The 14,299-nt window shown below is 47.9% G+C and carries 11 protein-coding genes; 8 read left to right on the top strand and 3 right to left on the bottom strand.

Features of this window, described 5'->3' with window-relative positions:
• Positions 1-96: 96 nt before the first annotated feature.
• Positions 97-1,572: an aminotransferase class I/II-fold pyridoxal phosphate-dependent enzyme gene (locus AC4PM4_RS21505; protein WP_063565751.1), complete on the bottom strand. Its 1,476-nt coding sequence runs from the start codon at positions 1,570-1,572 to the stop codon at positions 97-99.
• A 294-nt stretch (positions 1,573-1,866) separates the two neighbouring features.
• On the opposite strand from AC4PM4_RS21505, the gene AC4PM4_RS21500 reads away from it, so the two are divergent.
• The 4 genes from AC4PM4_RS21500 (at position 1,867) to AC4PM4_RS21485 (ending at position 6,889) form a co-directional block, all read left to right on the top strand.
• Positions 1,867-3,159 (top strand): MFS transporter, encoded by a 1,293-nt coding sequence (locus AC4PM4_RS21500; protein WP_063565567.1) that lies wholly within the window; start codon positions 1,867-1,869, stop codon positions 3,157-3,159.
• 519 nt (positions 3,160-3,678) lie between these two features.
• Positions 3,679-4,278 (top strand): YkzI domain-containing protein, encoded by a 600-nt coding sequence (locus AC4PM4_RS21495; protein ID WP_063565568.1) that lies wholly within the window; start codon positions 3,679-3,681, stop codon positions 4,276-4,278.
• 171 nt (positions 4,279-4,449) lie between these two features.
• The gene (gene gnd / locus AC4PM4_RS21490) at positions 4,450-5,859 is read left to right on the top strand and encodes an NADP-dependent phosphogluconate dehydrogenase (RefSeq protein ID WP_064636561.1); all 1,410 of its coding nucleotides are present in this window, start codon (positions 4,450-4,452) and stop codon (positions 5,857-5,859) included.
• Between the two features lie 520 nt (positions 5,860-6,379).
• Positions 6,380-6,889 carry a shikimate kinase gene (locus AC4PM4_RS21485; protein WP_231952443.1) on the top strand — a complete coding sequence of 170 codons (510 nt, stop codon included), beginning with the start codon at positions 6,380-6,382 and terminating at the stop codon, positions 6,887-6,889.
• A 273-nt stretch (positions 6,890-7,162) separates the two neighbouring features.
• Here the strand turns inward: AC4PM4_RS21485 and AC4PM4_RS21480 are convergent, their stop codons facing one another.
• On the bottom strand, positions 7,163-7,468 hold the full coding sequence (locus AC4PM4_RS21480; protein ID WP_063565569.1) for a rhodanese-like domain-containing protein: 306 nt from the start codon (positions 7,466-7,468) through the stop codon (positions 7,163-7,165).
• A gap of 164 nt (positions 7,469-7,632) precedes the next feature.
• On the opposite strand from AC4PM4_RS21480, the gene aroA reads away from it, so the two are divergent.
• The 4 genes from aroA (at position 7,633) to ptsP (ending at position 13,501) form a co-directional block, all read left to right on the top strand.
• On the top strand, positions 7,633-8,928 hold the full coding sequence (aroA, locus tag AC4PM4_RS21475) for a 3-phosphoshikimate 1-carboxyvinyltransferase (RefSeq protein WP_063565570.1): 1,296 nt from the start codon (positions 7,633-7,635) through the stop codon (positions 8,926-8,928).
• A 227-nt stretch (positions 8,929-9,155) separates the two neighbouring features.
• Positions 9,156-9,590 (top strand): CoA-binding protein, encoded by a 435-nt coding sequence (locus AC4PM4_RS21470; protein ID WP_090951642.1) that lies wholly within the window; start codon positions 9,156-9,158, stop codon positions 9,588-9,590.
• Between the two features lie 273 nt (positions 9,591-9,863).
• A complete protein-coding gene (locus tag AC4PM4_RS21465) occupies positions 9,864-11,744 on the top strand; it encodes a glucose PTS transporter subunit IIA (protein WP_063565571.1) in 1,881 nt (626 codons plus the stop codon).
• Positions 11,741-13,501, top strand: coding sequence for a phosphoenolpyruvate--protein phosphotransferase (gene ptsP / locus AC4PM4_RS21460; RefSeq protein WP_063565572.1), 1,761 nt, complete (start codon positions 11,741-11,743; stop codon positions 13,499-13,501). The genes AC4PM4_RS21465 and ptsP overlap by 4 nt, the downstream gene beginning before the upstream one ends.
• Positions 13,502-13,615: 114 nt before the next feature.
• Here ptsP and AC4PM4_RS21455 read toward each other — a convergent pair whose 3' ends face one another.
• Complete coding sequence (locus tag AC4PM4_RS21455; protein ID WP_063565573.1) at positions 13,616-14,143, bottom strand: type 1 glutamine amidotransferase domain-containing protein; 528 nt, start codon at positions 14,141-14,143, stop codon at positions 13,616-13,618.
• Positions 14,144-14,299: the final 156 nt, after the last annotated feature.

Here is a 14,299-nt window from a genome sequence, read left to right as displayed (position 1 = left end):
CAAGGCAGGACAAGTCTGTGTGGAGAAAAAATAAAAAAGACCAAGCATCCCGCTTGGTCCTTAGAGATCGATCAACCTCATGCAGAGGTGGCTGTTCTAGAATATTGCATCTGCTTCCACGATGACTTTCACGTTGGTTACGCTACGGTCTTCAGGTCCTTTTACAGGCAGTCCAACTTCAACATGATCAATGATGTAATCGATGTTTTCCTGAGTGATAACCTCACCTGGCAGCAGAATCGGAATTCCTGGTGGATATACGTAGATGAATTCCGAAATAATCCGACCTGCGGATTCCTTGAAAGGAATGACTTCGGTATCACCATAGAACGCATCACGTGGAGTCAGCATCAGCTGTGGTACATCTGGAACCTTGACCACCAGCTCATGGGCTGGATTCACCTGATAATACGTACGGGATAGATCCTGCAGGGCGTTCAGCAAGATTTCTACGGAGTCATCCGTATCTCCCGGTGTGATGAGGCACAGAATATTATACATATCACTGAGCTCCACCTCGATTTTGTAATGCTCACGTAGCCAGTTCTCTGTTTCGTAGCCTGTAATTCCAAGGTGGCGAACATGAATAGTTACTTTGGTTGGGTCGTAATTAAAGGTAGCCTCTGTGCCCAGCAGCTCTCTGCCGAAGCAATATAGTCCGTCCATATCATTAATGGAGCGTCTTGCAAACTCAGCCAGATCAATGGCTTTCTGTGCCATCTGATGGCCATTCAGAGCCAGATTACGTCTCGACGTGTCGAGCGAAGCCAGCAGGATGTAAGAAGTCGACGTTGAAGTCAACATACTCAGAATGGTTTGTACACGTTGTGGATTCACATATCCATTCTTCGTGTTCAGATTGAGTACAGAACTCTGGGTCATCGAACCACCGAGCTTGTGTACACTCGTTGCAGCCATATCAGCCCCGGCGGCCATGGCTGAGAGCGGCAGATCTTCATGGAAATGAATGAGTACGCCATGCGCTTCATCCACAAGTACTGGGACTTGATAGCTATGCGCCAGTTCAACAATTTCTTTTAGATCGGTACATACGCCGAAGTACGTTGGGTTAATGACGAGCAAAGCCTTGGCATCAGGATGACGCTCAAGAGCACGTCGGATCGCGCCTGTAGTGACACCGTGATCAATCCCTAGATTGGCATCCTGCGCAGGAGAGACGAATACGGGTTTCGCTCCTGAGAAAATGATGGCAGACATGACCGATTTATGCACATTACGGGGCACAATAATCTTGTCACCCGGTTCACATACCGACAGAATCATGGTCATGATGGCACTGCTTGTGCCTTGTACACTAAAATAGGTATAATCGGCTCCGAAGGCATCGGCTGCCAGAATCTGCGCTTCCTCAATGACACCGGTTGGCTGATGCAAATCATCTAGCGGTGCGATGTTAATCAAATCTATGGAGAGGGCATTATCGCCGATAAATTCACGAAATTCGGTATCCGTTCCCAATCCTTTTTTATGTCCCGGAATATGAAATTGCACCGGATTGAGTGCCGCGTGATTTTTTAAAGCGGTAAACAGCGGCGTACGGCGGTGATCCATCAGTGCTGTCACAACCTTTCCTAATTATAATTTGTAAGAAAAACGTCTTTCGACGTAAATTCTATGAAGACAGACCGCATGTAGCGGATGTTTTTCTTGCGATCACGGATTTAGTTCAGCTTCGCTGATAACTTATCATTTTGTAATCTCAAACAAATTTGAGTATAGCAAATTAAGAACCGAATGCAAGCAATATTGCTTGACAATTTTTCGAATTGCTGAGATTTGGACACATCCCCGAGGGTTACAGTAAGGATAGGAGATGGGCAAGCAAGCATCGAAAGGGGAAAAAGAATGCAAACCAATACAAAACCAGCCAAAATCCTGCGATCACCTTTCTTTATCGCCATGTGGCTAACGCTTTTTCTAGTTGAAATTATTAAAGGTGCCCTGCTGGTCGCTATTTTGCCCGTGTATATGGACAATATTCTGGGTTTGTCCGCTGGCGTGATTGGTGTGGCCTTTGCCCTTCAATATTTGGGAGATAATCTGTTCCGGGCTCCCTCTGGCTGGGCAGCAGAACGGATCGGGTTCCGCGCGACAATGGTGACGGCGCTAATTTGTACATTAGTTGCTGTAATCATGATTATATTCTTCAAAAGTGCATTTGGCCTTGCCATGGCTTGTCTCATTCTTGGAGTTGGCACGTCACCCCTTTGGCCTTGCGCTATGACAGGCGTGACTGCGATGTCGGGGCCACAGAACAAGAACGGTACAGCCATGGGTGCGCTGGAGATGGCGGCACTTGGGGGGACTGGTCTAGGGCCGATCGGAATGAACTGGCTATTGGAGCGGACGCATCACGATTATCGCACCATTTTCTTGGTGTTGATGGGTGTTGCAATTCTGGTCATTCTGGTCGCTTTGATTTTACCCGGACGTGTCATTGTTGAGGGAGAGCATGCGGAAAGTGAGACGAAGCGGTCAGATATGAAATATCCGGCTAAACCGAATATTTTCACGCCGTTCATCCGACTCAAAAACAGTGTCCAGGGTACATTGCAACGGGTACGCAGCACCCTTAATGTTAATCCGCTCGTATATCCTGCACTATTCATGCAGTCTTTTGTTATTGGTCTGCTCAGTCCCGTGATTACGCTATACACTCGCACAGACCTGCACATCTCGCCCAACCTATACAGCTTGTTGCTGATAGCGGGTGGAGGCATTACGGTCATTGCATTGCTGCCTGTAGGGAAAATGGTAGACCGGTTTGGAACGGCACCGTTCCTGAACATCGGTTTTTTAATGGCAGCAGTGAGTCTGTTTGCTTTTTCTTCTATTACGTCTATTCCAGTTGTGTTCGGTATCGTCATGTTGGTTGGCGTCAGCTATGCGATGATTCTCCCGGCTTGGAATGCGTTTGTAGCCACATTGATTCCCAAAGGAGAACGCGGAGCGATCTGGGGTTTCTTCCTGACCCTTCAGGGATCAGGCATGGTCGTAGGGCCGATTGTATCCGGACTGCTGTGGGATCACGTTAGTCATCCGGCTCCATTTATCGGAAGTGCTGTCGTTATGGCTGGACTTGCCGTTGTGCACTATGTGTTATCCCGTAAACCGTATCGTACAGCTCCTGCCAAATGATGCGATTGAAGTCTGATAAGGTGGATCCAATAAGAAAAGGGAGTTCCAACAACCATACAGGTTGTGGAACTCCCTTTTTATGTAGCATGGTGCAACCATTGCATCCATTCAGCTAACGACGGGAAGATTATTCTGCCCGCCGGAGTGATCAACTCTGGGAACTAATCGTTCAACGTATTTAAGACAAAGACATCTTATAGAGCGGCAGCAGTGTTTTGAACGTTGAACGAACCGTTTCCAGGAACTTGACCCATCTGCAGCAAGGGCATCATCCCGATCAATTCGCAGTCCGCACATAACCTCTGCATACCTTCATTTCGCGTCCATTATATCATGAAAATCGGGGGCTTGCCCCTGTGCATCTGCGGAAAGCTGCGATCCTTCGGATCAATCGGTGAAAAATAGTCAAATAACCAAGTACCCTTACATAAAATGAAGTATAAAATAGGGTAAGCCGATTGAGTAGAAGCGATTGAAGAAGATGGCCGGAGCATCTCCGGTACAGATGGAGGGAGTGCCGTGAATAAGAGTTATGAAGTTGAATATTGCAATCTGGAGCTGCGGTTCAACCGTCGGCATATCCAAAATTTGATCAAAGACCTTATTCGTGAGGGGTATTCACTATATTGGAGCGAGGACGAATCCTTTTTTATTCTGTCAGTCCGCACCGGACGCAAGCTGGTAAAGCTCCGTTTTCAACAGACGCGCAGTGGGAATTACAAGATGACCGGAGATTATATTATCAAGGACGCAAAGCTTGCGGAATGGTTGGAGAAGCTGATTGGGGATACACGCGGGCATGCCGTTGTGAAACGGTTTAAGGATCAGCAGATGACCGTGGAGAATATTTTGTTTGGTGAAGTCATTCGTCTCGTTGAAGTATCCGGGTTCAAACAGCGTGTTATTTTTCAAAAGGAACCTGCGCCGACGGCGGAAGAGATGGAAGAAATGTTCCTCTCGCGCGAAGGCGAGGAGCGACTCATGCTGCTGCGCATGGAAGTGGATGATGAACTGGAGCGTCTGTATGCCGCCATTCAGATGGATAATATCGAAAAAGCAAATGTCTGTCGTAAAGTCTTAAAGCAGTTGTCAGGGCACATGTTGATGCTGGAAGGCTGAAATATAACGCTGTATTTATGAAAATACGATGAACACCTCAGGTAATTGGGGTGTTTTCTCGCTGTGCGACCATGGTCCGGGGTTCACTTCTATGCGTAAAACCGTTAAAATGGGGGTATTGTTGAGAATTCATTTCAATAAAATTAATTGGAGCAAAGGATGGAGGACCAGATGGCGAAACAACAGATCGGTGTCATTGGACTTGCAGTAATGGGCAAAAATTTGGCCCTTAACATTGAAAGCAGAGGTTTCACGGTATCGGTATTTAACCGTTCCCCGGAGAAAACCAACGATCTTCTGAAAGAAGCCGAAGGTAAAAACCTGACAGGCACATTCTCTATTGAAGAGTTTGTGGCATCCCTGGAATCCCCGCGCAAAATCCTGATCATGGTACAAGCTGGTTATGCAACCGACGCTACCATTGAACAACTGCTTCCTCATTTGGATGAGGGCGACATCATTATTGATGGCGGTAACGCATACTTCCCTGACACCCAACGTCGCAGCAAAGAGTTGGAAGACAAAGGCATTCGCTTCATCGGTACAGGTGTATCCGGTGGGGAAGAAGGCGCGTTGAAAGGCCCTGCAATTATGCCAGGTGGACAAGAGAGTGCGTACAAGCTGGTTGAACCGATCCTGACAGCCATTTCGGCCAAAGTCGGTGACGATCCTTGTTGTACATATATCGGACCAGATGGTGCCGGACACTATGTGAAAATGGTGCATAACGGTATCGAATACGGAGATATGCAGTTGATTGGTGAAGCTTACCACCTGCTCAAATCCGTGTTGAATGTGTCCGTTGAGGAGCTTCACGCCATCTTTACAGAATGGAATCAGGGAGAGCTGGATAGTTACCTGATCGAAATCACAGCAGATATCTTCTCCAAATACGATCCGGAAACGGGCAAACCAATGGTTGATGTCATTCTGGATGCAGCTGGACAAAAAGGAACAGGAAAATGGACAAGCCAAAGCGCGCTGGATCTCGGCGTACCATTGTCCATGATTACAGAATCCGTATTCTCCCGCTTCCTGTCCGCGATGAAAGACGAGCGTGTGGCAGCGAGCAAAATCCTGAACGGACCTGCGGTTGAAGCATTCTCCGGTGACAAAAAAGCGTTCATTGAGAATGTTCGCAAAGCGCTGTTTGCAAGTAAAATCGTATCCTACGCACAAGGTTTTGCCCAAATGCGCGCAGCTTCCGACGAGTACGGCTGGGATCTGAAATACGGCAACATCGCCATGATCTTCCGTGGTGGTTGCATCATCCGTTCGCAGTTCCTGCAAAACATTAAAGAAGCGTATGACAAAGATGCAGCACTGAAAAACCTGCTTCTGGATCCATACTTCCAAAACATTGTTGAATCCTACCAAGGTGCATGGCGTGAAGTTGTAGCTGCTGCGGTAACTCAAGGCGTTCCGGTCCCTGGGTTCTCCAGTGCATTGTCCTACTACGATAGCTACCGTACAGAGCGTTTGCCTGCGAACCTGTTGCAAGCACAACGTGACTACTTCGGTGCTCATACGTTTAAACGTCTGGACAAAGAAGGCAGCTTCCATCACAACTGGATGGAATAGTAGCATATATCGCAAGTCCGTGAGATTTGGCTAAAGTGTCCTGAATCAGGGGCCTTGGCTGGAAGAAGGGCTTGGACAGAAACTTAGATAGGGGACTTGGAGAGTCGGTTCATACCGATGAACTCTAGGTCTCTTTTTTTTACCGTATGTTAAGATGCTTCTACATTTTACGAACCTGAGATGCTCTAACTCGTGGATATGAACCTTTTCTATTCTCTAACGAATGCAGAAGGTCCTATTAAGAACATTTGGAGCGGAATTACGCTGTTTTTATGCTGTTTTTGTAAAATAAGTTTTCTGAGATTCGTTAGAATTTTAAAATTGCCTATATTTCAAAAATAAGCTGATCTGAGTTCGTTAAAATCGTTTGGAGTACATGGACATGCTTCGATATGATCTGGAAGTGCTTGCGGATGCTTGGAGGGAAGTGGGCCGCACTATGGCCTTCCCCCGTCCGCAGGGCTGTGTTATGATAGGACAAAAGTGCTCACGAATTGCTTGAATTAAAGGAGTGTACACCTTGAGCAAGTCTAACAATATTATTCTCATCGGCATGATGGGAACTGGCAAATCAACCGTTGCTGACATGCTCGCACGCGAGCTGGGTTACCGACTGATTGATGTGGACGCCGCGGTGGAGAAAGAGGAAGGCTGTACGATTCCTGAATTGTTCACAGGCAAGGGAGAGACATATTTCCGCGACGCCGAGAGTCGCATGTTGTGCTCGGTGTTAGAGAAAAAGGCGCAGGTGATTGCAACCGGAGGCGGTGTGGTTCTGCGTTCGGACAACTGTGATGTTATGTCGAAGAACGGCTGGGTGGTTGCCCTGACTGCTGATCCGGCAGTGATAGTAGAACGTGTCAGCGGCTGTGAGAACCGTCCGCTCTTGGCAGGCAATGCGGAGGAACGCATTCAGACCATTATGCAGGAACGGAAGGACGCATACCGGTTTGCGCATTACACGGTGGATACGACCGAGTTATCCGCTTCTGAAGTGACTCGTTTAATTTTAGCGCATTACCGCGTCTAAGCTTGTAATTATTTCGTTTTCTCTTCAGTGAGTGTATGGATAGACTGTACACATGAGTGCAGGGTCGATGCATGGAGAGAGGGATACATTTCGCATGTGGAAGAAGATATGCCGAAGGGTTTAAAGTGGTGAATGGAGCCATGTGATCGTGGAACGATGTGAAAAACGGGCCGATTGGCCCGTTTGACTTCCTGTAAGGATCAGGATGCACATTGGTTACCGAGAACTGCTTATTGCAGATATCCTAACCATTAACCTCGATCCTGATGTTGTTTAGTCTTCCTCTTGCCATTGCAGCATGCCGCCAACCATATTGGTACAGCCATCATATCCGAGCTGCTGTAAGTACTCACAGGCACGCTCACTACGGTATCCACTGCGGCAGATCAGAACAATCTCACCGGACTTTTGAATTTCGGACAGTCTGTCCGGAATCTGTCCAAGCGGGATGTGTTTCGCTCCTTCAATCATGCCTTGTGCGACTTCATCGTCCTCACGGACGTCTATCATCTGCAGCTTCTCTCCCGCCTGCAAACGGCGGCGTAGCTCAGAAGTTTCAATTTCAGCAATTTGTGTCATATTCAGGTCCTCTTTTCTGTATGGACTTAACGCCTATAATGATACCCAAGCGATGTATGGAATGTCAATTTGGCAGTACAACATCACCGCATGTATCCTGAATCAAATACGTAACAGAATCATCTAACGAAGCACATTATAATCAATGAAGGAGAATTTCATCCATGGACGTTATCGTTAAACCAACCCCATCCCTGAACGGGGAAATTGGAGCTTTGTCTTCCAAGAACTACACCACACGCTACTTGCTAGCTGCTGCGCTGGCAGAAGGCACAAGTACGATCCATTACCCGGCTCATAGTGAAGATAGTGACGCTATGCGCAGATGTATTCGCGACCTTGGAGCGGTGCTTGAAGAAGATGATAGCAAAATCGTTATCCAGGGCTTCGGCAGCCATCCACGTGATGTGCGTGAATTAAATGTAGGCAATGCGGGTGCAGTGCTTCGTTTCCTTATGGGGGTAACGGCACTTTGTCCTGATGTGACGTTTGTAAATACGTACCCGGATTCTCTGGGCAAACGCCCACATGATGACCTGATCGATGCGCTTGGTCAGCTTGGTGTTGAGGTACAGCACGAACAAGGGCGCTTGCCAATCACGATCAAAGGGGGTCAGGCTAAGGGTGGACATATCCGTGTATCCGGTTCCGTCAGCTCCCAGTATTTGAGCGCGTTGCTGTTTGTAACTCCTCTTCTGGAAGAAGACAGCACAATTGAAGTATTAAACGACTTGAAATCCAAAGTGGTTATTGGCCAGACGCTGGAAGTATTGGAACAGGCGGGCATCGTCATTCATGCGAGTGATGATTACATGTCCTTCCGCGTACCTGGCGGTCAAGCCTATAAACCACAAACATATACGGTTCAAGGAGACTATCCGGGTTCAGCAGCTGTCCTCGCGGCCGCGGCTGTCACCCAATCGGATGTTAAAATTTTGCGATTGATGGAACAGAGCAAACAAGGTGAGCGTGCCATTGTAGACGTTCTGCGCATGATGGAAGTGCCGTTGACGCATGAAAACGATGTGGTACACGTGCAAGGTAACGGTACATTGAAAGCCGTGGAATTCGATGGAGATGCCGCGACAGACGCGGTTTTGGCCATGGTAGCGGCGGCAGTGTTTGCGGAAGGCACCTCACGGTTCTATAATGTAGAGAACTTACGTTACAAGGAATGTGACCGAATTACAGATTATTTGAACGAACTGCGGAAGGCAGGAGCCAACGTAGAAGAACGTCAGGCCGAGATTATCGTACATGGTCGTCCGGAAGGCGTCGAAGGCGGCGTTGAGATTAACGCTCACTACGATCATCGCGTAATTATGGCACTGACCGTTGTCGGTCTGCGTTCCAAAGAACCGCTTCGTATTCGGGATGCACACCATGTAGCCAAGTCTTATCCGCAATATTTCGATCATTTGCAGGCGCTTGGCGCCTCGGTTCAATGGGTAAAAGAGTAAAATAACACGATTAAGAGGTTGTTCAAAAAACCGCTTTTGATTACGATTACGAAGGATGCCTGGAGGCATCATCAGCATCGAATATGGAATTCAGCCGAAATGTCCGTTGCTCACGTAGTTTTCCCTACGCTCCGCTACTCCATTTCTAGCTTCATCCCATCTTCTCGGTACTGAAAAACCGGTCTTTTTGAACACGCACTTTAAGCAGAAAAGGATGGTGCTTGAACATGGAATTTAACAATCCTACTCGTGAAGAAATTGGACAACTTTTGCGCAAGGCAGGCAACATCGCAGTCGTCGGCTTATCGGACAAATCAGATCGCACTTCCTATATGGTAGCGGAAGCCATGCAAAGCAGAGGTTATCGTATCATCCCGGTAAATCCACAGGTACAAGGTGAGATTCTCGGTGAGACGGTATATGCGACCCTCGCAGATGTCCCTGAGCCGGTAGATATCGTGAACGTATTCCGCCGCGATGAATATTGTGCAGATGTCGCTCGTGAAGCTGCTGCGATCAAAGCAAATGTATTGTGGCTTCAGCTTGGTATCCACAGCGATGAAGCCGTTCAGATTGCAGCTGAGAACGGCATGACAGCGGTAACGAATCGTTGTATCAAGGTAGAGGATTCCATCGTTCTGCGCGGTGCTGGACGCGGTTAAATCTCGATTCCTAAAAAATCCCGTTAACCTCAAGTTGACGGGATTTTTTCTGTTGTATAATTGGAATATAAAATATACTTTGCAGCTTAGAAGACCGCATGAAGTTAAATCCAAGTGGTATTCCGCTCCATTTAATTATTGGGGGAACAAGGAAATACGCTCCTTTTTGTTATGCCTGGCGGGAGAGAAATACAAATTACCAACAGGTTACTGTTTTGTTTTGACAAAACGTTGCGTAAAGCTTACCATCTAGGATAGAAAGGAGAGGTCGCCATGAATTGGCTCGGATCCTTGCAGCAGCTCGGACGAGCGGTAATGCTGCCTACAATGGTCCTGCCCGCCGCCGCAATTTTGCTGAGTGTTGGCAGTTTGCCCTGGGACGCCTGGGGATTGAAAGTTGTTGGTGAAGTGTCTACCGTGGCCGGACACGGTATTTTTTATTTTTTGCCGTATTTGTTCGCTGTCGGTGTAGCGCTGGGACTCTCCAACCAGGCCGGACAAGCGGGACTCGCTGCTCTGGCTGGTATTGTGATATATGATCAGGTGACTCGCAATTTCGGGGATGGCACCGTTCAACCTGCTTCCTTAATCGGAATTATTCTCGGCGCACTTGCCGGGGTGACGCATAATCGCTTCAAAAGTATTAAACTGCCCGAAATCTTACAGTTTTTCGGTGGTTCAAGGTTTGTTTTACTCATAGTTGGACTTTGCTCGGCACTGTTCTCCTTCTTTATGTTATGGATCGCACCCATTTTGCAACATGCATTGAACGCCATCGCCACCTGGGAATACAGTCTCGGCGGTTTTGGGCTGTTTATATATGGGGTCTTGTACAGGGTGCTGGTGGCCTTCGGACTGCATCATCTGCTTAACAATGTATTCTGGTTCCAACTGGGGACGTATGAAACAGCAGACGGCAATATAGTGCAAGGGGATTTGCCGCGATTTTTTGCGGGTGATCCAACAGCAGGGTATTTTATGGCCGGGTTATTCCCGATCATGATGTTTGCGATTCCAGCGATTGCCTTTGCCATTATTCAGGAGGCAAGGGAAGATCTGAAGCCGAAAATCAAAAAAACATTTCTCACTTCCGCACTCGTTTGTTTTCTGACAGGGGTATCGGAGCAGATTGAGTTTGCCTTTTTGTTTGCGGCACCTTATCTGTTCATCGTGCATGCAGTCATGTCAGGACTTGCGATGTGGATCAGTTACTGGCTTGATATACGCCATGGTTTCTCATATTCGGCTGGCATTATCGACTACATACTCAATTTCCATCTATCGGAGAATGCTTGGAAGCTCATTCCGATTGGCATACTATACGGGTTAGTCTATTATTTCCTGTTTAGGTGGGCGATTCGCACGTTCAAGATTCCAACTCCAGGACGCGAAGAGGGGTCCATGCTGGAAGATTGGGTAGGTAACATTCCTTATCAAGCTCCTCTTATTTTGGAAGCATTGGGCGGGAAAGAAAACATTGTGCAGGTAGAGGCTTGTATTACACGACTTCGTCTCACCGTGCATAATGATCGATTAATCGATACAGGTGCAATGAAGAGTATGGGGTCCGCAGGGCTTATCAAGCTGGGTGGTGGTAACGTACAAGTGGTATTTGGCACCTATTCGGAATTAATCCGGGAAGAGATTGCGAAGCTGCTCGAACGTGATCTGCAACAAGTTCTGTTCTGTGCTCCTGTGCAAGGCAAAATGCTGCCGATTGAAGAGGTACCGGATCAGATATTTGCAGCCAAGCTTGTGGGTGATGGTGTAGCCTTTGTCCCGGAAAAGGGAGAGCTGGTCTCACCCGTGTACGGAACGATTATGCACATGTATCCAACGATGCATGCCTTGGGCATCTCTACTCGGGAAGGGCTTGAGGTCCTGTTGCATATCGGTATCGACACATCCCAACTGAAAGGCCACTTTGAAGCCTTTGTTCAGGAAGGGGATACGGTGGAGCCCGGTCAGTTGTTAATCAAGTTTGACCTGGCTGTGTTGCGAGCCGAGGCGGCATCGCTGACGACACCGATGGTCATCACGAATCCCGATCGTGTCAAATCATGGAGCTTTGCTCCATTTAAGCAAGTTAAGAAAGGTCAGGCATCCGTTATGTCCGTGGTGCTCTATGACAGGAACGTTGGAGGGGTAGAATGAAGATACAAGGCATCAACGGCGCTGCAGGCATAGCCATCGGCAAAGCATTTGTCCTGCCCAGTTGGGAATGGGATCTGCCGGATCAGAAGATGGATTCGGTGGATCTCGCCCAAGAGTTCGAACGGCTGTACGAGGGCATACGGACATCGAAGGATGAGATTGAATATATCAAGAACGAGTTCAAGGAAGTCGTCGGTCCTGAAGAGTCCAGCATCTTTGATGCGCATCTGGCCATTCTGGAAGATCCGGTGTTCATGAACGAAATTCGTGGCATTATTGAACGGCAGTACAAAGCAGCAGAAGTAGCCGTCAAAGAGGCCATTGATCATTTTGTCACCATGTTTGATCTGCTCGAAGACGAGTATATGAAGGAGCGAGCCATCGACATCAAGGACGTGGGTAATCGTTTATTAAAGCATCTGCTGGGCGCACCGGAAATTACGCTTCCATCGGATACCCAGCCTTATATACTCGTGGCCAAAGAGTTGTCTCCCTCTCAATTAGCGCATTTGAATCCAAGCCACGTGCTGGGTATTGTGACACTTATTGGAGGCAAAACGTCACATTCGGCAATTATGGCTCGTGCCCTTGGCATTCCTCTCGTTTCCGGTCTGGAAGCGAGTCTTGGCATGCCGGTGGAGACCGGAGATATGTTGGTTGTCGATGGAGATAATGGCCTCGTGTTTACGGAGCCGGATCGCAAGACGATTGAACGTTACACGATGATTCGCAGCAAACAATTGAAGAAAAAAGAGCAGCTGCAGGTACTTGCAACAGTGGATGCCGTAACCAAAGACGGTTCCGTTCTGCATCTGGCTTCTAACATCAGTTCCGTCAAGGAACTGGATATGGCACTGAAACATGGGGCGAAGGGCGTGGGGTTGTTCCGGACAGAGTTCCTATACATGGACCGTGCTACGTTCCCGGGTGAGCAGGAACAGTATGAGGTTTATCGTCTTGTCGCTGAGAAAACTGCAGGACAGTCTGTCGTTATTCGTACGCTCGACATTGGTGGTGACAAGCAGCTAGACTACTTTGAACTGCCAGAAGAAGATAATCCATTTCTCGGATATCGTGCGATTCGGATCAGTCTGGACCGCAAAGATCTGTTCAAAACACAGCTCACAGCCATTCTGCGGGCCAGTGCTGCGGGCAATGTCAAAATTATGTACCCGATGATCTCTTCGGTAGAAGAACTTCAGGAGGCCAATGAAATCCTGCGTGAAGCGATGTCTGATCTGGACGAGCGCGAATTGCCGTACGATCCACATATACAGGTGGGCATCATGATTGAGGTTCCGGCAGCGGTGATGATAGCCGATTTGCTTGCCGAAGAAGCTGATTTCTTCAGTATCGGTACGAATGATCTCGTGCAATATGTACTGGCTGTAGACCGAATGAATGAGCAGATTGCACATATGTATCATCCGTATCACCCGGCTGTATTACGCATGCTTCGCGCAACAGTCGATGCGGCTCATACGGCAGGCATTGATGTCAGTGTATGCGGGGAGATGGCAGGAGACGAACGTTCGATTCCCCTATGGCTGGAGCTCGGGATCAGCAATCTGAGCATGTCTCCACAATCCTTGCTGCGTGTGAAGCACAGAGTATTGAATACGACGGCTGCTGCTGCCAAAGAGGCTGCCCATGATTGCTTCAGCCTTCGGACAAGTGCAGACATCGAAGAGCGTCTACAGGTCTTCAATGATTCGATGGGCAGTCCGGATGAACAGAGTGGATCGAATGCATCCTGAATGGGTTATTTTCAAATAAATACCTTTAAGTGAAAATATTAACTTTTGTACAATTTTGGAAAATAGTCTTATTTTAACGATAAAGCCCCACGCCATATGGCGCGGGGCTTTGTTTTATTTTTCAGCAAGTGCATCGCAAAATGCTTTGCCATACGGCGGAAGATCAGGTGGACGGCGAGCTGAAATGATGTGTCCATCCACAACAACGGCTTCATCTTTCCAGATGGCTCCGGCATTTTCCATGTCATCCCGGATACCCGGTGTAGAAGTTACCGTAACCCCGTCCAGTATTTTGGCGGATATCAGTACCCAACCTGCGTGACAGATCTGTCCAATCGGCTTACGATCCGCATGCATTTCCTTAACGAGCTCAAGTACTTTGGGATAGCGACGAAGCTTGTCCGGTGCCCAGCCCCCGGGTACAAGGATACCATCATAGTTTGAACTATCCAATTCATCAAAACTGTATTCCGCCTGCGCGGGAACACCATATTTACCAATGTAGGTTTTGCCTTTTTTCTCTCCGGCGAGATGCACCTCAGCGCCTTCTTCACGAACACGATGTACCGGATACCACAGTTCCAGATCTTCGAATTCTTCATCGACCAGGGCGATGACTTTTTTGCCTGTTAATCTCATCATCATCTCTCCTTTTGCGGTAATTAGCACATAACGTCTTTATTGTAACAGATTCTCATGTTGACTTCATCGTCATGCAATTTCGCCATTGGGGAAGCGATTACATCTCAATGAACGCCTACATTCGACAACCTTCATCTGGAGACAGTGGTAATTTGT

The organism is Paenibacillus sp. MDV22-iso6 (genome assembly GCF_058408365.1).
This window is presented reverse-complemented; position numbering and strand designations above follow the sequence as displayed.

Coding starts and splice junctions, on each gene's coding strand:
- AC4PM4_RS21505 (WP_063565751.1), bottom strand. CDS start 1,572: ATGGATCACCGCCGTACGCCGCTGTTTACCGCTTTAAAAAATCACGCG.
- AC4PM4_RS21500 (WP_063565567.1), top strand. CDS start 1,867: ATGCAAACCAATACAAAACCAGCCAAAATCCTGCGATCACCTTTCTTT.
- gnd (WP_064636561.1), top strand. CDS start 4,450: ATGGCGAAACAACAGATCGGTGTCATTGGACTTGCAGTAATGGGCAAA.
- AC4PM4_RS21480 (WP_063565569.1), bottom strand. CDS start 7,468: ATGACACAAATTGCTGAAATTGAAACTTCTGAGCTACGCCGCCGTTTG.
- aroA (WP_063565570.1), top strand. CDS start 7,633: ATGGACGTTATCGTTAAACCAACCCCATCCCTGAACGGGGAAATTGGA.
- AC4PM4_RS21470 (WP_090951642.1), top strand. CDS start 9,156: ATGGAATTTAACAATCCTACTCGTGAAGAAATTGGACAACTTTTGCGC.
- AC4PM4_RS21465 (WP_063565571.1), top strand. CDS start 9,864: ATGAATTGGCTCGGATCCTTGCAGCAGCTCGGACGAGCGGTAATGCTG.
- ptsP (WP_063565572.1), top strand. CDS start 11,741: ATGAAGATACAAGGCATCAACGGCGCTGCAGGCATAGCCATCGGCAAA.
- AC4PM4_RS21455 (WP_063565573.1), bottom strand. CDS start 14,143: ATGATGAGATTAACAGGCAAAAAAGTCATCGCCCTGGTCGATGAAGAA.